The organism is Nonomuraea sp. NPDC003707 (assembly GCF_053587055.1).
In genome coordinates, this window is sequence record NZ_JBSFNK010000011.1 from 322,891 (window position 1) to 340,453 (window position 17,563).

A 17,563-nucleotide genomic window follows, 5' to 3' on the forward strand; every position below is an offset into this window, starting at 1 on the left:
GTGGAGGCAGTGGCAGTCGAACGGAGGCCCCCGTGTTCGAACGCTTCACCGACCGTGCGCGACGGGTCGTCGTCCTCGCCCAGGAGGAGGCGCGGATGATGAGCCACAACTACATCGGCACGGAGCACATCCTGCTCGGCCTGATCCACGAGGGCGAGGGGCTGGCCTCGCTGGTGCTCGACGGCTGTGGCGTGGAGCTCGACCACGTACGCGCCTTCGTCGAACGCGAGGTGGGCCACGGCGCCAAGTCGCCCAGCGGGCACATCCCCTTCACGCCGCGCGCCAAGAAGGTCCTGGAGCTGTCACTGCGCGAGGCCCTGCAACTGCGCCACAACTACATCGGCACCGAGCACATCCTGCTCGGGCTGATCAGGGAGGGAGAGGGGCTGGCGGCCCAGGCGCTCGTGGACGCGGGCGCGGACCTGGCGGACGTACGGCAGCGCCTGCTCGACCGCGTGGGCCGCGGCTCCAAGGAGCGACCCACCGAGATGTTCTTCGCCGGCGGCTCCGTGCTGGGCGAGCGGCTCACCCGCATCGAGGAGAGCCTGGAGCGCATCGAACGCCACCTGGGCATCCGGCCGCAGGCCGACAAGCGGCCGGAAGAGCCGCCACGCGAAGAGGGCCTAGGCTGAGACCATCGTGCCGACCGGCAGCCTGCCCTCCATCACCCCGGGGTCCTCGGTGTAGCCGAGCGTGGCGCCCAAGGAGATCAGCAGCCTGCGCATCCTGGCGTTGTCGGACAGCATGGTGGCCTTGACCTCGGCGTACCCCAGGTCGCGGGCGCTCCGCACGAGCATCCTGGCCATCGCGGTGCCCAGGCCGTGCCCCTGCCAGCGGTCCTCGACCAGGAAGGCCATCTCCGCGATGCCCGGGTCGGGGGTGAACATGAGGTTGGCCATCGCCACGACCTGCCCGTCATGCCCGGCGACCAGCGAGAATCCCCTGCTCCTGTCGCACAGCCGGTCGAACGTGCGCGCCGGCAGCGCGGGCATCGAGGTGAAGTAGCGGAACCGGCGCGACTCGGGCGAGCACCTGTCGTGCAGGTCGCGCACGGCCTCGCGGTAGATCGAGGTGAGCGGCCGGACCGTGACCTCGACGCCGTCGGAGAGCTTGATCGCGCGCTCGGCGGCGCTCGTCTCCGCGGGCTGGGCGAGCCTGGCGAAGGAGGCCGCTCTGGCCGCCTCGGTCAGCGTGAACGGCAGCTCCGCGCGGCGCAGCCGGACCGCCCGCCTGGGGGCCACGGGGACGACGAGCTGGGTCGGGTCGGGAAGATCACTCACCGCTTCACCATAGATCCACCTGGCGTCGTCCGCGCGCAGCAGCTCGGCCAGGAGCTCGGGCAGCCGCCACGGCATGGAACGCAGCCTGGAGGCCAGCAGCAGCGCCCTGGTGGGCTCGTCGGTCAGCTCGTGGGCGGTGGCGGGGACCACCTGGACGCGGCGGCCGCCGGCCGCCTCCAGCGCCTCGCGCACCGTCTCGGGGTTGGCGGGGATGTCGGCGACGAACTCGTCGACGGTGCCGTCCGCGTCGGACTGCACGCTCAGGCCGAGGATGTTGCCGCCCCTGGCCGCCAGGGCCGCGGCGAGTGAGGCCAGCCGGCCGGGTCGCTCGTCCACCGTGGTGCGGATGCGCAAGAATCCCATGGCTTGAGCATGCCTGGCAGCTGTTACACGACCGCTAACGATGTGTTTCATCGCGTATTTCATCGCTAGATCGTGCGATTTATACCCATATTTCCCTCCATCGCCCCCTCCGCACCCGCCGCTCCCCGAGCGCGGCGAGGACGCCGTCACGGGCCCGTCAGCAGCCCGGGGGCCGCCCCGCTTGTCGCAGGTCACCGGGCCGGGCGGGAAGATGTACGGCGGGCTCGGAGCGCGCGAGCCGGATCCACCACAGAAAGGAACCCCATGAACATCCTCTTCCGAGGAGGCCGCGTCTTCACGCCGGGCGGCGTGCGGGACGAGGCCGTGCTGGTGAGCGACGGCGTGATCGCCGCGGTGGGTCCGGAGGGCGAGCTGGCCCGCCAGGCGCCGTCCCACGAGACGGTGGATCTGGAGGGTGGACTGCTGGTGCCCGGCTTCACGGATGCGCACATGCACCCGGTCCAGGCGGGCCTCGAACGGGCAAAGTGCGACTTGTCAGAAGATTTCGGCCTTGACGCGTACATAGCCGTGATAGCCGACTATGCCGCGAAAAATCCGGCTAAAGAGTGGATCGATGGCGGCGGCTGGGACATGGCGGCGTTCCCCGGCGGCCTCCCCCACCGCGACCAGCTCGACTTCCTCGACCGTCCCGCGTACCTCATCCAGCGCGACCACCACGCCGCCTGGGTCAACACCCGGGCCCTCCGGCTGGCCGGCATCACCAAGGACACGCCGGACCCCGCCGACGGCCGCATAGAGCGCGACGCCGCGGGCGAGCCCACCGGCGTGCTGCACGAGGGCGCGATGGACCTCGTCGGCCTGCTCACCCCGCGCCCGACCGCCCAGGACCTGGACGACGCGCTGGAGGACGCGCAGCGGCACCTGTTCTCGCTGGGCATCACCGGCTGGCAGGACGCCATCGTGGGCTCCTACGCGGGCTCCCAGGACCAACTGCCCACCTACCTGTCCGCGGCCCGCTCAGGCAGGCTCAGGGCGCGTGTGGTTGGTGCCCTGTGGTGGGACAGGACGCGCGGCCTGGACCAGATCGAGGAGCTGGTCGAACGCCGTGCCGCCGCCGAAGGGCTCGACCGGTTCAGGGCCACCTCGGTCAAGATCATGCAGGACGGCATCACGGAGAACTTCACGGCCGCCACCCTGGAGCCGTACTGCCTCTGCGGCGGCACGGGCCTGTCGTACGTGGACCCGTACAAGCTCAAGGAGTACGTCGCCGAGCTGGACCGGCTCGGCTTCCAGGTGCACTTCCACGCCATCGGCGAGCGGGCCGTGCGCGAGGCCCTGGACAGCTTCGAGGGCACCGACCCCGCCAACCGCCACCACATCGCCCACCTGCAGATCATCGAGCCGTCGGACGTGCCGCGCTTCGCCGCCCTGGGCGTCACGGCCAACCTGCAGCCGCTGTGGGCCACGCACCACGCCCAGATGGACGAGTTGACCCTGCCCTACCTCGGGGAGCCGCGCTCGTCGTGGCAGTACCCGTTCGCGGACCTGCTGGCGCACGGCACCCGCTTCTGCGCGGGCAGCGACTGGCCGGTCTCCAACGCCGACCCGCTGCAGGGCATGCACGTCGCGGTCAACCGCACGGAGCCCGGCGGCTCGGTGCACGCCGGCTACCCGACCGCGCAGACCCCGTTCCTGCCCGGCCAGCGCATCGGCCTGGCCGCCGCCATGACCGCCTACACGGCGGGCTCGGCCTGGATCAACCGCTCTCCGGCCGGAGCCGTCGAGCCGGGCCGCCCGGCCGACCTGGTGGTCCTGGACCGCGACCCGTTCGAGCTCGCGCCGGGCGAGATCTGGACGACGCGGGCGCGCCTGACGTTCGTGGACGGCGATGTGGTCCACGAGGACCGCTGAGCGGCCGCGGAAACGGCGAAAGGGCCTCGGAGAACCGAGACCCTTTCGCCGAACCCAGCCACTACCAGGGGGACTTGTTGTTCCTCAGGCGCTCCAGTGCCTCCTCGAGGATCGCCTTGCCGTCCTTGTCGCTCCTGCGCTCCTTCACATAGGCAAGATGCGTCTTGTACGGCTCGTTCTTCGGTGGGGCAGGCGGGGCCGACTCGTCCTGTCCGGCAGGGAGGCCGCAACGTGGGCAGTCCCAATGTTCGGGAACCGCCGCGTCGCTGGCGAAACTGGGGCGCGTCTCGTGCATGTTGGCGCACCAGAACGAGACCCGCACTCTCGGAGCTGCCTCGCCGCGCTCGGCCTCCCCCATAGGGCCGGCGCCGACTCGGCTGCCACGGATCGCGTTGCCACTACCCACGGATGAACTCCTCGCTCGATCGCCCCGCGCGCAGGCACGGGGGGAGAATCACTGTCACGCGTTAACTTGTTTGCTCAGGGCTTCATGAGAAGGCCGAGAGCGATGATGCAGACGAACCAGATCGTGCCGGTGATGATCGTCAGCCGGTCGAGGTTGCGCTCCACCACCGAGGAACCACCGAAGTTCGACGAGAAACCGCCGCCGAACATGTCAGACAAGCCGCCACCCTTGCCCTTGTGGAGCAGCACGAGCAGGATCATGAGACCGCTCGCCAGGATGAGGGCGATGGAGATTCCGATTTCCACGGTATGCCTGTTCCTTCAATGCTTTGTTACGCGTGACGATTCAGACTTGCCTTCTGAGGGTACGGCCTGTTGTCAAGTCGCACCCCCAGAACGACTCAGTTAGCCTGGCATATCGGAGAAACGGCAGATCTTCGCGAACTCTCCGGCGTCGATGCTGGCACCGCCCACGAGCGCGCCATCGACATCGGGTTGAGCCATGATCCCCGCGATATTGCCCGACTTGACCGAGCCTCCGTAAAGGATACGGATCCCGGCGGCCACTTCGGAGTCGTAGAGCTCCGCGAGTCTGACTCGCAGCGCGCCACAAACCTCCTGGGCGTCCTCCGGGGTGGCCACCTCACCGGTGCCGATCGCCCACACCGGTTCGTAGGCCACCACTATCGATTTTGCCTGCTCGGCGCTGATTTTGCGCAGCGCGCCGTCGAGTTGTCCAAGACTGTGCGCGATGTGGCCGCCCTCTTGACGCACGGACAGGCCCTCCCCGACGCACAGGATCGGGGTGATCGAGTGCCGGTAGGCGGCCTGCACCTTGGCGTTGACCAGGTCGTCGTCCTCGTGGTGGTACTGCCGCCGCTCCGAGTGGCCGATCACCACATAGGTGCAGCCGAGCTTGGCCAGCATGGCGCCCGAGATCTCACCGGTGTAGGCGCCGCCCTCGTGCTGCGACAGGTCCTGGGCGCCGTACACGATCCTCAGCTTGTCGCCGTCGACCAGCGTCTGCACGCTGCGCAGGTCGGTGTACGGCGGCAGGACGGCGACCTCGGCCTTGTCGAAGTCCTTGTCGTTGAGTGCGAAGGCCAGCTTCTGGACCAGCGCGATGGCCTCGAGGTGGTTGAGGTTCATCTTCCAGTTGCCGGCGATGAGCGGCTTGCGGGTGCTCATGAGTAGCTCAGTCCTCCAGGGCCGCGAGTCCGGGGAGGGCCTTGCCCTCAAGGTATTCGAGGCTGGCCCCGCCACCGGTGGAGATGTGCGAGAAACCGTCCTCGGGGAGCTCCAGCTTCCGCACGGCCGCCGCCGAGTCGCCGCCGCCCACCACGGTGAAGGCCCCTTCGGCGCTGGTACGGGCGATCAGCGCCTCGGCCACCGCCCTGGTGCCGCCGGAGAACGCGTCGAACTCGAACACGCCCATGGGGCCGTTCCAGAAGACGGTCCTGGCGTCGGCCAGCTTCGAGGCGAACAGCTCGCGCGTCCTGGGCCCGATGTCGAGCCCCTCCCGATCGGCCGGGATCTCGGTGGCCGCGACCACGTCGTGCTCGGCGTCCGGCCCGAACGTGACCGCCGCCAGCACGTCGACCGGCAGCACGAGGTCGACGCCGCGCTCGGCGGCCGTGTTGAGGAAGCCGCGCACCTGGTCGAGCTGGTCCTCCTGGAGCAGCGACTTGCCGACCTCGTAACCCTGGGCCTTGAGGAACGTGTACGCCATCCCGCCGCCGATCAGCAGCCGGTCGACCTTGGTCAGCAGGTTGGCGATGACACCGAGCTTGTCGGAGACCTTGGCGCCGCCCAGCACCACCACATAGGGCCGCTCGGGGCTCTCGGTCAGCTTCTTCAGCACCTCGACCTCGGCCACGACCAGCCCGCCCGCCGCGTGCGGCAGCAGCCTGGGCACGTCGTAGACGCTGGCGTGCTTGCGGTGCACCGCGCCGAACCCGTCGCCCACGTAGAGCTCGGCCAGTCCCGCCAGCTTCCCGGCGAACGCGGCCCGCTCGGCGTCGTCCTTGGACTCCTCGCCCGGCTCGTAGCGCAGGTTCTCCAGCAGCGCGACCTCGCCGCCCTGGAGCGTTTCAACGGTGCCATGGGCGCTGTCGCCGACCACGTCGGTCGCGAACGCCACCTCCTGGCCCAGCAGCTCGCCCAGCCGCCCGGCCACCGGCCTGAGCGAGTATTTCGGGTCGGCCTTGCCCTTGGGCCTGCCCAGATGGGCACAGACGACGACCTTGGCGCCCCGGTCCACCAGCGCCTTGATCGTCGGCACCGACGCCCGGATGCGGCCGTCGTCGGTGATCGTCTCCCCGTCGAGGGGGACGTTGAGGTCGACGCGCACAAGCACGCGCCGCCCCTTCACGTCGAGCTCGTCGAGCGTGCGCATGCTCATGCTCCTGTTCATTGCCTCCGCTCCGCGGAGGCGGGCTCGGTCGCTTCGAGCCGTCGCCTGCCCTCGTCGCTCCGGTCGCTTCGCTCCCTGCGCTCCTCAGTCCAGGCGACGGCGCTCCCTCGCGAACACATGGGCCCCACCCCACGGCGGCGGCTTGTTCGCTCTGAGCCGTTGCCCTCCCTCACCGGGCAAGGCAACGGCGTTCCCCCACGGACTCGGTGGGTCAGAGGTCGCGGCCGACCAGCTCGATCAGGTCGGCGAGGCGGTTGGAGTAGCCCCACTCGTTGTCGTACCAGCCGACGACCTTGACCTGGTTGCCGATGACCTTGGTCAGGCCGGCGTCGAAGATGCACGAGTGCGGGTCGGTGACGATGTCGGAGGAGACGATCTGGTCCTCGGTGTAGCTGAGGATGCCCTTGAGCGGCCCCTCGGCGGCGGCCTTGACCGCGGCGTTGACCTCCTCGACGGTGACCTCGCGGCTGACGTCGACGGTGAGGTCGGTGGCCGAGCCGGTGGGGATCGGCACGCGCATGGCGAAGCCGTCGAGCTTGCCCTTGAGCTCGGGCAGCACCAGGCCGATGGCCTTGGCGGCGCCGGTGGAGGTGGGCACCACGTTGAGCGCGGCGGCGCGGGCGCGGCGCAGGTCGCCGTGCGGGCCGTCCTGGAGGTTCTGGTCCTGCGTGTACGCGTGGATGGTGGTCATCAGACCCTTCTCGATGGTGAAGGTGTCGTGAATGACCTTGGCCATCGGCGCCAGGCAGTTGGTCGTGCAGGAGGCGTTGGAGATGATCGTGTGGCTGGACGGGTCGTAGCTCTTCTCGTTGACGCCCATCACGATCGTGACGTCCTCGTTCTTCGCCGGAGCGGAGATGATGACCTTCTTCGCACCGTTCTCGGCGTGCACCTTGGCCTTCGTGGCGTCGGTGAACAGGCCCGTCGACTCCACGACCACGTCCACACCGAGGTCGCCCCAGGGCAGCTTGCCCGGGTCGCGCTCGGCGAAGACCTTGATCGCCTTGCCGTCGACCGCGATCTCGTCGCTCGTGGCCTTCACCTCGTAAGGCAGGCGGCCCAGGATGCTGTCGTACTTCAGCAGGTGGGCGAGCGTCGCGTTGTCGGTCAGGTCGTTGACCGCGACGATCTCGATGTCCTTGCCGCTGGCGGCGACAGCGCGCCAGAAGTTGCGACCGATGCGGCCGAAGCCGTTGACGCCTACGCGGATGCTCACGGGAACCGATCTCCTCGAAACCAGGTGGCGGGCTGAAACCTCAACCACGAACCCTATCGGACCTAAATTGGTTTAGACCACTGCAGGTCCCCGCATGTGAATCAGCGTTCCGGAGGCACGTTTTGCGAGGTTCGAGTAAAGTGCCCGACTCATCGATGTAAATTCGTGCATTCTCTGGGGGCTGAGATGTCACACAAGCGGTCCGGCCTGCTGCCCGGACTCATTGTAGGCGTACTATCTGCGCTGGTCAGCGCGGCAGTGCTGGGGGCGGCCGTGCTGTTCCAGACCCGCCTGCCCGCCGCCGTGATCGCCTTCGGCAACGGCCATCCGCTGTCGCTGGCCTCGTCTCTCGTGGTCGCCCTGATCGTCGCCCTGGCGATGGGCGCGGTACGGCCCCGCAGCATCCTCCTGATCCCCGTGGCCGCGCTGTACGCGGGCGGCGCCATGGCCGCGGGTCAGATCGCCGGCTCGTCGATCATGATCGGCTCCACCCTGCACACCCCGCCCGCCGAGCGCGGCCCCGCCGACCTGTCCGACATCACGCTGGACAACTTCTCCGCCGGCCTCCCCTTCGCGCCCGCGCTCTACCGGGATCCGCTCTCGGTGTCGTGGGCGGCCTGGCTCTACATCGCCGTGGCCGCCCTCGCCGCGCTGCTCCTGCTGACTTTGCGCGTGGTACGGGTCCGCCGCGCCCAGAGGGCCCAGGCGGCCGAGGCGGAGTCGGAGTCGGCGGAGCCGGAGTACCGCGCCCCGTTCGAGCCCGCCCAGGCCCCCACCCCGAAGCCGACAACGGACCTGTTCACCCCCCGCAACCCCACCAAGGACTGACCACCCCCACCCCACCTGTCCCGGGGCCCCACCCCCGCCCCACTGACAGGCACACCGCGACCGCCTGCCGGCCCACCGACAGGACGCGCCCCAGCCGCTCCACACCGCCGACAGGCGCACCCAGCCGCCCCAAAACCCGGCAACCCACCGACATGCGCGCCCCTGGCAACTCGGCAACCCGCCGACCGGCGCTCCCGACCGCTCGTCGGCCCACCCTCCGGACGCCGGCTCACCGGGCGCCGACCCACCCAAGTGCCCAGCCAGCGCCCAACCCCGGCCAACGCCCAACCCGGCGCCAACCAGCCAAGTGCTCCAACCAGCCGGTGGACCGCCTGCGCACCCCGACCACCCGCCGACCGACCACCGGCACCCAACGAGCCAGCACGTCGCCTCTGGGCCCTCCTGCGCCGCGCACAGCCACCGCGAATCCACGGCTCACGAGCCACCGGCACCCGGAGCACCGGCGCTGCAGCCACTGGCCGCACACCAGGCGCTCCAGCCATCCACGCAACGCACCAGCCATCGGCCCCCGGCCAAGCCGACCACGGAGCCGGCCCAGAATGCGCGTCGTCACGGCGAGCAACCCGTGAGCCTTCACGACCGGCCATGACAGACGGCCACCCACGTCGGCGCGTGCGGCCCACCGTGCGCAGCCGTAAAAGCTGGGCCAGACCGGTGCGCAGCCGTAAGAGACGGGCTTGAAGCGCACGCCGCAGCAGGTGACCGGGCCCCCACCAGGCACAGCCGCGGCATCCGGAGACCTAAAAAGTCACGGGGCCAGCATGTCGACGGTGAGGTTGGCCTCGGTGTTGGGGATGCCCATGTCGGAGGCGCGCTTGTCGGCCATGGCCAGCAGCCGCCGGATCCGCCCCGCGATGGCGTCCTTGGTCAGCGGCGGGTCGGCGATCTGCCCCAGCTCTTCCAGAGACGCCTGCTTGTGCTCCACCCGCAGCCGCCCCGCCACCACCAGATGATCGGGCGCCTCGTCCCCGAGGATCTCCAGAGCGCGCTGCACCCGCGCCCCCGCCGCCACCGCCGCCCGCGCCGACCGCCGCAGGTTGGCGTCGTCGAAGTTGGCCAGCCGGTTGGCGGTGGCCCGGACCTCGCGGCGCATCCGGCGCTCCTCCCAGGCCAGCACGCTGTCGTGCGCCCCCAGGCGGGTGAGCAGCGCGCTGATGGCGTCGCCGTCGCGCACCACGACGCGGTCGACGCCGCGCACCTCGCGCGCCTTGGCGTGGATCTTGAGCCGCCGCGCCGAGCCCACCAGGGCGAGCGCCGCCTCCGGACCCGGGCAGGTGACCTCGAGCGACATCGAACGCCCCGGCTCGGTGAGGGAGCCGTGCGCGAGGAACGCGCCGCGCCAGGCGGCCTCGGCGTCGCAGGCGGCCCCCGCCACCACCTGGCGGGGCAGGCCGCGCACCGGGCGGCCGTGGTTGTCGATGAGGCCCGTCTGGCGCGCGAGCGCCTCGCCGTCGCGGTAGACCCGCACGACGTAGCGCGAGCCCTTGCGCAGGCCGGCGGGCGCGAGCACCAGCACCTCGGCCTTGTGCCCGAACACCTCGCCGATGTCCTTGATCAGTCGCCGTGCGGTGGCGTTCGTGTCGAGCTCGGCCTCGATCACGATCCGTCCGCCCACCAGGTGCAGGCCGCTGGCGAATCGCAGCAGCGTGGAAACCTCCGCCTTGCGGCAGCACGGCTTCAGCACCGGCAGGCGGCTCAGTTCGTCTTTCACCACACCTGTCATGGCCATGCGTTAGTCCTCTCCCCCATCAGACCGGCTCTCAGCAGTCTCTCGCACCTTCGCGCCACGCCGACCAGGATCAACGCTTCTGGAGGAAAATCTCGTCCAGGACGGAGGCAAGACGTCGTGGGTCATGCCTCGGCGAGCCGTCCGCGGCGGCCACGTCGGCCATCACGAGCCGTGCGCCGAGCGCCGCAGCGGCCTTGTCCAGCGCGCCGGGGTCGTCCACCACTCCGGTGTCGGCGAGCACGACGTCGATCGACAGGTCGGGAGCGTGCTGCCTGAGCACCTCCAGGTGCTGCTGGGAGGAGAAATCGTCCGTCTCACCCGGCTGGGGCGCCAGGTTGAGGGTCACGAGCCGCTTGGCCTTGGTCGAGTGCAGGGCCCTGGCCAGCTCGGGCACCTTGAGATGCGGCAGCACGCTGGTGAACCACGATCCCGGCCCGAACACCACCCAGTCGGCCTCCTGCACCGCCTCGACCGCCTCGGGCCGCGCGGGCGGGTCCTCGGGCACGAGCGAGATCGCCTGCACCCGTCCAGGCGTCAGCGCGCACGCCACCTGCCCGCGCACGGTCGATCTGACGCCGTCGAGCTCCACCTCGGCCACGATGTCGAGCGGCACCGACGCCATCGGCAGCACCCGGCCGTGCGCGCCCAGCAGGCGTCCGACCCAGTCGAGCCCGGCCACGGGGTCGCCGAGCAGCTCCCACAGGGCCACGATGAGCAGGTTGCCGACGGCGTGCCCGTGCAGCTCGCCCTCGCTGCGGAAGCGGTGCTGCACCACCTCGCTCCAGGTGCTGCCCCACTCGTCGTCGCCGCACAGCGCGGCGAGCGCCATCCGCAGGTCGCCGGGGGGCAGCACGCCGAGCTCGCGCCGCAGCCGCCCGCTGGACCCGCCGTCGTCGGCGACGGTCACCACGGCGGTCAACCGGTCGGTCACCATCCGTAATGCGGACAGGGACGCGTAGAGCCCGTGCCCGCCGCCCAGCGCCACGACGTGCGGCCCGAACCCCGAGAACGTCCGCGTGTACGTCCCGCGCTCCGGCACCGGATTGCCCGCGGCCGGCCGCGCGAGCCGCACCGGGCACACGTCACCCTCCGAGGCCGGGTCCGGGTTCTCCTCACGCCCCACACCGGCCCCCTCAGAACCCGTACTCTCAGCACGCCCTTCAGAGCCCGGACCCACCGCGGGCGGTCCAGGCGCGTCCGAGCGGGTCACGGCGCCGGGAAGCCCGCCCTCCGCCGACCGCGGTGAACCTGCTGCTGCGAAGCCTTCATCGGTCACTCCCGCCCCACATCCCGATGGCTCACCTGGACCTCCATCCCACGGTCGCGCAGGCGGGCGCCGACCTGTTCGGCCATGGCCACGCTACGGTGCTTGCCGCCCGTGCAGCCCACCGCGAGCGTCGCGTAACTCTTGCCCTCGCGCGCGTATCCGGCCGCGACCACCTGCAGGACCTCCTCGTACGCGTCGAGGAACTCCTTGGCCCCCGGCTGCCCGAGGACGTAGTCGCGCACGGGCGCGTCGAGCCCGTTCATCGGCCGCAGGTCCGGCACCCAGTGCGGATTGGGCAGGAACCGGCAGTCGACCACCAGGTCGGCGTCCACCGGCAGCCCGTACTTGAACCCGAAGGACACGACGTTGAGCCGCAGCCCCGGCCGGTCCTCACCGCCGAAGTACGCGACGATCTTGTTGCGCAGGTCGTGGACGTTGTGCGACGAGGTGTCGATCACCAGGTCGGCGTTGGCCCTGACCTCCCGCAGGATCCCCCGCTCACGGGTGATCCCGTCGACCAGGCGCCCTTCTCCCTGGAGGGGATGTGGCCTGCGGACGTTCTCGAACCTGCGCACCAGCTCCTCGTCGCTGGCCTCCAGGAACACCACCCGCACCCGCACGCCGCGTCCCTCGAGCTCCTCGATGGCCGCGTTGAGGTCGGTGGTGAAGGCCAGGCTGCGCACGTCGACGACGGCCGCCACCTTGTCGGCCGCCAGCTTGACCTTGCCCGCCTCCTCCGCCATCGCGAACAGCAGCCCGGGCGGCAGGTTGTCGATGACGAACCAGCCCAGGTCCTCGAGCGCTTTGGCGGCTGTGCTGCGCCCCGCCCCGGACATGCCGGTGACGATGACGAACGCCGGCTCGGTGCTCATTGCCTCTCTCCGTCCCGCACGCCCTGCCCGGGCGCGCCACCATGGCGGAGGCACCCGGACACGCCGTGGCATCCTGGCGAGATCATGGTGACTCTCCCTTCAGTGTCGACACGATGACCTCGGCGATGGACGGGCCGATGCCGGGAACCTCGCACATTTCCGCGGCAGTGGCCTCGCGTAGCTTCTTCACGGAGCCGAAGTGTTTGAGCAGCGCCTGCCTGCGCGCCGGCCCGAGGCCGGGCACGCCGTCGAGCGCGCTCTCCTTCACCGTCTTGGACCTCTTGGAACGATGGTAGGTGATGGCGAACCTGTGTGCCTCGTCCCGCACGCGTTGCAGCAGGTAGAGACCCTCGCTTGAACGAGGCATGATCACCGGCTGGTCATCGCCGGGCAACCACACCTCCTCCAGCCGCTTGGCCAGCCCGCACACGGACACGTCGTCGATGCCGAGCTCGTCGAGCGCCCGCTGCGCGGCGGCCGCCTGGGGACCCGCGCCGTCGACGACGACGAGGTTGGGCGGATAGGCGAACTTGCGCGGTTTGCCGGTCTCAGGGTCGATGGGGCCGTGGCCGGTGTCGTCGTCGGCGACCAGCTCGCCGGTGGCCGAGCGTTCCTCCAGGTAGCGGCGGAAGCGGCGCATGATCACCTCGTAGATCGAGGCGACGTCGCCCTCCTTGGTCTTGACGGCGAAGCGCCGGTATTCGCTCTTGCGCGCCAGCCCGTCCTCGAAGACGACCATCGACGCCACGACGTTCTCGCCCTGCAGGTGGGAGACGTCGTAGCACTCGACGCGCAGCGGCGCCTGGTCGAGGTCGAGCGCGTCGGCGATCTCCTGCAGCGCCTTGCTGCGGGTGGTCAGATCGCTGGCGCGGCGGATCTTGTGCTGCGCCAGCGACTCCTTGGCGTTGCGCTCGACGGTCTCCATCAGCGACTTCTTGTCGCCGCGCTGCGGCACGCGCACCTCGACACGGGCCCGGCGCTGCTCGGTCAGCAGCTCGGCGACCGCGTCGTTGTCGGGCGGCAGCGCGGGCACGAGCACCTCGCGCGGCATCGAGTCGGGGCTCGCCTCGGCATACATCTGGAGCAGGAACTGCTCGACCAGCTCACCGGGGGAGCTCTCCTCGACCTTGTCGACCACCCAGCCGCGCTGGCCGCGGATGCGGCCGCCGCGCACGTAGAAGACCTGAACGGCGGCTTCGAGCGGGTCCTCGGCCAGCGCGATCACGTCGGCGTCGGTGCCCTCGCCGAGCACCACGGCCTGCTTCTCCAGCGCCCGCTGCAACGCCTGGATGTCGTCGCGCAACCGCGCGGCGCGCTCGTACTCCTGCTCGCCGGCGGCCTCGCGCATCTCCTTCTCGAGGCGTTTGATGAAGCGGCTGGTGTTGCCCGCCATGAAGTCGCAGAAGTCCTCGGCCAGCTCGCGGTGCTCCTCCGGGGTGACCCGGCCGACGCACGGCGCCGAGCACTTGTCGATGTAGCCGAGCAGGCACGGGCGGCCGATCTGGCCGGCCCGCTTGAACACCCCCGCCGTGCACGTGCGCACCGGGAAGACCCGCAGCAGCAGGTCGACGGTCTCGCGGATGGCCCACGCGTGCGAATAGGGGCCGAAGTAGCGCGTGCCCTTGCGCTTGGCCCCGCGCATGACCTGCACGCGCGGGAAGTCCTCGCCCATGGTGACCGCGAGGTAGGGGTACGACTTGTCGTCGCGGTATTTCACGTTGAAGCGCGGGTCGAACTCCTTGATCCAGGAGTATTCGAGCTGCAGCGCCTCGACCTCGGTGCCGACGACGGTCCAGTCGACGTCGGCGGCCGTGGTCAGCATCGTCTGGGTCCGCGGGTGCAGCGCGGAGAAGTCGGCGAAGTACGAATTGAGCCGCTGGCGCAGGCTCTTGGCCTTGCCGACGTAGATCACCCGGCCGTGCGCGTCCCTGAACCGGTAGACCCCCGGGGAATCGGGGATCGAACCCGGCTTGGGCCGGAAACTCAAGGGGGTGCCCGCTGATCTCGCCACGTTCAAAGACTAGTAGCCCCCACCGACAAGGTTGCCCGCCGCGCCTTCCCACCAGGCGCGGCGGGCCCTCCCTGAGAAGGGGCCCGCCTACGCGAGCGTGATCTGGTCGCCCTCAACCTTGATCTGCTGCGCGGGCAGCGGCTTGTCGGCCGGTCCGTCCTTGACCGAGCCGTCCGCGATGGCGAACTTGCTGTTGTGACACGGGCAGACGATCACCCCGTCCGAGACGCTGCCGACCGTGCACCCGTTGTGCGTGCACACGGCGCTGAACGCCTTGAACTCACCCGAAGTGGGCTGCGTCACCACGATCTTCTGGTCCTTGAAGATCGTCCCGCCGCCGACGGGGATGTCGGCGGTCTTGGCCAGCGCCCCACCGGCTTGCGGCGCGCCGGACTGCGGGGCGCTCGACTCGGAGGCGGTGCCGGCGGACTGTGCGGTATCGGTGCCGCCGCCGCAGGCGGTGAGCGCCAGCGCGAGGCCGCCCGCACCGACGCTCGCGAACACTGCACGGCGACTCTGAAGGTCATCTCCCATGCGCTCACCCAACCGCACCTAGGTGAGAAATTCATGAGACGCGATCTACGCGAGCTTGATCTTGTCTCCGTCCACGGTGATCTTCTTCTCCTCAAGCGGCTCGCTCGCGGGCCCGTCCTTGACGGAGCCGTCGCTGATGTTGAACTTGCTGCCGTGACAAGGGCAGTTGATCGTCTTGTTCGCGACGGTGGCGACCGTGCAGCCCGCGTGGGTGCAGACCGCCGTGAACGCCTTGAACTCCCCGGCAGTCGGCTGCGTGACCACGATCTTCTCGTTCTCGAAGACCTTCCCACCGCCTTCGGGGATATCGGCCGTGTCAGCCAGCGCCTTGCCGCCGCCGCTCTTCGCCTCGGCCTTTTTCTTCTTCGGCGACGACGACTCCTCGGCGGGCTCCTCCGCCGGCGGCTCCGCACTCGCCTCCGTCGTCGGCGAGCCGTAGCTCGCACACGCCGTCAGAACCGCCGCGAGCCCGGCGCCGCCGGCGCCGAGCATCATCGCCCGGCGAGTCGTTTCCGTCATGGTGTGTTCCTCCCAGATTGGCTTTCACTTCAGGTACGGCCAGCGCCCTCGCGCCGGTTCAGCGTGCCCGAGCCCAATCCGGTTCTCTACGCATAAGTACGTGTTCAGCAGGCCACTTCACGCCGCCACTTCACCCGCCACTTCAGGCGACCACGATGCCGTCACCCTCGACCCTGACCTTGTAGGACGTCAACGGGGCACTCGCGGGCCCCTTGGTGGCCTTGCCACTGTCGGCGGCGAACTCGCTGCCGTGGCAGGCACACCTGATGACGTTCTCCTTGGGGGTGCTGACCGCGCAGCCCTTGTGCGTGCAGATCGAACTGAACGCCATGAAGACCCCCTGCGTGGGCTGGGTCACCACGACCTGCAGGTCCTCGATCACCTTGCCCCCGCCCACGGGCACGTCGGCGACCTTGGCGATGACCTTGCCCTTGAGACTCGGCTGGGCCTTGGCATCTCCCCCGCCACACCCCGCCAACGCCAGCGAACACGCCGCGACCCCGGCCGCCCCCAGCACCTTGCGCCGCCCGAATCCCGCTTCAGGCCCCGTTTCAGGCACGGCTGCGCCCCCCTCCGTAACCGTCATGAACTGCCGACCCTCCGCGTCGCCGCTGACCCCCTGCAGGTCAAGCCGTTACCATCACCCAACCTTATTGCCGCCACCCCTCGGTCCCCCCGCCGGGTAGCACCCCCCACCACCACCCAGCCGGCCACTCCACCCCACCACAGCCACCACCGCGCCGCACGGCCGCCAGCACCTCACCAGCCCCCAATTATCGACCCCGACGACCGGCCCAGCCGCTTCCCAGCCACCCTCACCGACGAGAAGACCCGCCAATCCCCAGCCACCCGACCAGCAAGGCGATCCAACAACCCTCAACCACCCCAGCATGGAAGCCCGGTAGGCCCCGGCCACCCCCCACCAGCAAGGCAACCCGACACCCCAACCACCCTCGGCAGCGAGGCGATCCCGACAGCCCCACCAGCGAGAAAGCCCGGCAGCCTCGGCAGCCCCACTAGCAAGGCACCCGACACCCCCAACCACTCCAGCGCCGACGCGACCCGACACTCCCCACCAGCGGAGCAGCAAAGCAGCCCTCAGCCATCCACGCTGGCAACGCGGCCCAGCAGCCCTCAGCCGCTCACACCGGCGAGGCAGCCTCGCAGCCCCACAACCACCCCCACCAGCGAAACGGCCCAGCGACCCCACAACCGTCGGCATCCCGGCAATCGGTTGCCGAAGCGAGAACTCGACTACCGCCCGGCGTGATCGACGGTCAGCGGGTGGTAGGCCGGCGGTCAGCGCCGACGCCCACCCTGCCCATATGACTCTCACGACAGAACGCCCGACCACACCCCCCGTCCGACCCCGCTGGTGGCGGCGTCCCTGGGTGGCCCCTCTGGCGGTGGTGGCGATCGCGTTCGTCGCCTTCTCGCTGCCGCCCTACCTGTCCATGAACCCGGCCCAGTCCCGCGTGCCCGCCCCCGACTTCTTCCCACCTCACTTCGCGGTGCTGTCCCTGCACGTGATCTTCGGCTCGACCGCGATGATCACGTGCTGCCTGCAGATCTGGCCGTGGTTCCGCCAGCGCTATCCCCGCGCGCACCGCCGGATCGGCCGCGTGTACGTCTTCGGCGGCTGCCTGCCCAGCGGCGTGCTGGGCCTGATCGTGTCGGTCACCACGCCGTACTTCGGCCCGGTGACGGCGGCCAGCGGCGTTGTACTCGCAACCCTCTGGGTGGCCTGCACGCTGGCGGGCTGGCGGATGGCCAGGCAGCGCAGGTTCGTCGACCACCGCCGGTGGATGATCCGCAGCTTCGCCCTGACCCTGTCCATCATCACGAACCGCCTCTGGGGCGTCGTGTTCACCATCGCCCTGTCGCCCGAACTGGAGACAACCTTCCATGGCGACGAGACGCTGCTGGCGAGCATGGTAAGCGCGCTGAGCGCGTGGCTGGGCTGGGTGCTGCCGCTGCTGTTCGCCGAGTGGTGGCTGGAGCGCGGCGACGCCGCCAAGCGCCGCGCCCGCGCCGCCGCAAGCCGCCAAGCAGCCTGAACGCACACTTCGCCCCGCTACCACCCCGCGCACAGAACCAACGTCGCCCCGCTACTACCCGCGCACAAGCTACGAACGTCCCCCCGTTACCACCCCGCGCACAACTACGGACACCGCCCAGCGCCACCACGCACAACTACGAACGCTGCCCACGCCACCGCGCATGAGCACCCACG

General features: G+C 70.0%; 16 protein-coding genes and 1 pseudogene. 4 read left to right on the forward strand and 13 right to left on the reverse strand.

The genetic code is table 11. The features are described from left to right. Positions 1 to 32: 32 nt before the first annotated feature. Positions 33 to 449: pseudogene (locus ACWDRB_RS29325) on the forward strand (Clp protease N-terminal domain-containing protein); the annotation flags it as partial. Positions 450 to 623: 174 nt separating this feature from the next. On the opposite strand, the gene ACWDRB_RS29330 reads toward ACWDRB_RS29325, so the two are convergent. After that, positions 624 to 1,643: an N-acetyltransferase family protein gene (locus ACWDRB_RS29330; protein ID WP_449898916.1), complete on the reverse strand. Its 1,020-nt coding sequence runs from the start codon at positions 1,641 to 1,643 to the stop codon at positions 624 to 626. A gap of 264 nt (positions 1,644 to 1,907) precedes the next feature. Between ACWDRB_RS29330 and ACWDRB_RS29335 the strand changes: the two genes are divergently transcribed. Further along, positions 1,908 to 3,515: an amidohydrolase gene (locus ACWDRB_RS29335; RefSeq protein ID WP_449898918.1), complete on the forward strand. Its 1,608-nt coding sequence runs from the start codon at positions 1,908 to 1,910 to the stop codon at positions 3,513 to 3,515. 61 nt (positions 3,516 to 3,576) lie between these two features. Here the strand turns inward: ACWDRB_RS29335 and ACWDRB_RS29340 are convergent, their stop codons facing one another. The 5 genes from ACWDRB_RS29340 to gap all read right to left on the reverse strand — a co-directional run bounded on the left by ACWDRB_RS29340 (position 3,577) and on the right by gap (position 7,549). Beyond that, positions 3,577 to 3,921, reverse strand: coding sequence for an RNA polymerase-binding protein RbpA (locus ACWDRB_RS29340; protein WP_350739960.1), 345 nt, complete (start codon positions 3,919 to 3,921; stop codon positions 3,577 to 3,579). Positions 3,922 to 3,995: 74 nt separating this feature from the next. Next, positions 3,996 to 4,226, reverse strand: a complete 231-nt coding sequence (gene secG, locus ACWDRB_RS29345) for a preprotein translocase subunit SecG (protein WP_185076999.1) — start codon at positions 4,224 to 4,226, stop codon at positions 3,996 to 3,998. A 99-nt stretch (positions 4,227 to 4,325) separates the two neighbouring features. Further along, positions 4,326 to 5,108: a triose-phosphate isomerase gene (gene tpiA, locus ACWDRB_RS29350; protein WP_449898920.1), complete on the reverse strand. Its 783-nt coding sequence runs from the start codon at positions 5,106 to 5,108 to the stop codon at positions 4,326 to 4,328. A gap of 7 nt (positions 5,109 to 5,115) precedes the next feature. Continuing rightward, positions 5,116 to 6,315: a phosphoglycerate kinase gene (locus ACWDRB_RS29355; protein ID WP_449898923.1), complete on the reverse strand. Its 1,200-nt coding sequence runs from the start codon at positions 6,313 to 6,315 to the stop codon at positions 5,116 to 5,118. Between the two features lie 229 nt (positions 6,316 to 6,544). After that, the gene (gene gap, locus ACWDRB_RS29360) at positions 6,545 to 7,549 is read right to left on the reverse strand and encodes a type I glyceraldehyde-3-phosphate dehydrogenase (RefSeq protein ID WP_350739951.1); all 1,005 of its coding nucleotides are present in this window, start codon (positions 7,547 to 7,549) and stop codon (positions 6,545 to 6,547) included. 273 nt (positions 7,550 to 7,822) lie between these two features. On the opposite strand from gap, the gene ACWDRB_RS29365 reads away from it, so the two are divergent. Next, on the forward strand, positions 7,823 to 8,377 hold the full coding sequence (locus tag ACWDRB_RS29365; protein WP_449898926.1) for a hypothetical protein: 555 nt from the start codon (positions 7,823 to 7,825) through the stop codon (positions 8,375 to 8,377). 769 nt (positions 8,378 to 9,146) lie between these two features. On the opposite strand, the gene whiA is transcribed toward ACWDRB_RS29365, so the two are convergent. From whiA to ACWDRB_RS29400, 7 genes are all read right to left on the reverse strand, one after another. Next, positions 9,147 to 10,127, reverse strand: a complete 981-nt coding sequence (gene whiA, locus ACWDRB_RS29370) for a DNA-binding protein WhiA (RefSeq protein WP_350739945.1) — start codon at positions 10,125 to 10,127, stop codon at positions 9,147 to 9,149. Positions 10,128 to 10,197: 70 nt separating this feature from the next. Continuing rightward, positions 10,198 to 11,061, reverse strand: coding sequence for a uridine diphosphate-N-acetylglucosamine-binding protein YvcK (locus tag ACWDRB_RS29375; protein WP_435054344.1), 864 nt, complete (start codon positions 11,059 to 11,061; stop codon positions 10,198 to 10,200). Positions 11,062 to 11,399: 338 nt separating this feature from the next. Then, entirely contained in the window at positions 11,400 to 12,266 is an 867-nt protein-coding gene (gene rapZ / locus ACWDRB_RS29380; RefSeq protein ID WP_355384327.1) for an RNase adapter RapZ, read from the reverse strand. 82 nt (positions 12,267 to 12,348) lie between these two features. Continuing rightward, positions 12,349 to 14,277, reverse strand: coding sequence for an excinuclease ABC subunit UvrC (gene uvrC, locus ACWDRB_RS29385; RefSeq protein ID WP_449898930.1), 1,929 nt, complete (start codon positions 14,275 to 14,277; stop codon positions 12,349 to 12,351). 87 nt (positions 14,278 to 14,364) lie between these two features. Then, positions 14,365 to 14,811 carry a Rieske (2Fe-2S) protein gene (locus ACWDRB_RS29390; RefSeq protein WP_192785735.1) on the reverse strand — a complete coding sequence of 149 codons (447 nt, stop codon included), beginning with the start codon at positions 14,809 to 14,811 and terminating at the stop codon, positions 14,365 to 14,367. 45 nt (positions 14,812 to 14,856) lie between these two features. Beyond that, the gene (locus ACWDRB_RS29395) at positions 14,857 to 15,330 is read right to left on the reverse strand and encodes a Rieske (2Fe-2S) protein (protein ID WP_350739937.1); all 474 of its coding nucleotides are present in this window, start codon (positions 15,328 to 15,330) and stop codon (positions 14,857 to 14,859) included. A 142-nt stretch (positions 15,331 to 15,472) separates the two neighbouring features. Continuing rightward, positions 15,473 to 15,889 (reverse strand): Rieske (2Fe-2S) protein, encoded by a 417-nt coding sequence (locus tag ACWDRB_RS29400; protein WP_449898934.1) that lies wholly within the window; start codon positions 15,887 to 15,889, stop codon positions 15,473 to 15,475. A gap of 766 nt (positions 15,890 to 16,655) precedes the next feature. On the opposite strand from ACWDRB_RS29400, the gene ACWDRB_RS29405 reads away from it, so the two are divergent. Continuing rightward, positions 16,656 to 17,387: a DUF2306 domain-containing protein gene (locus tag ACWDRB_RS29405; protein WP_449898936.1), complete on the forward strand. Its 732-nt coding sequence runs from the start codon at positions 16,656 to 16,658 to the stop codon at positions 17,385 to 17,387. Positions 17,388 to 17,563 lie beyond the last annotated feature (176 nt).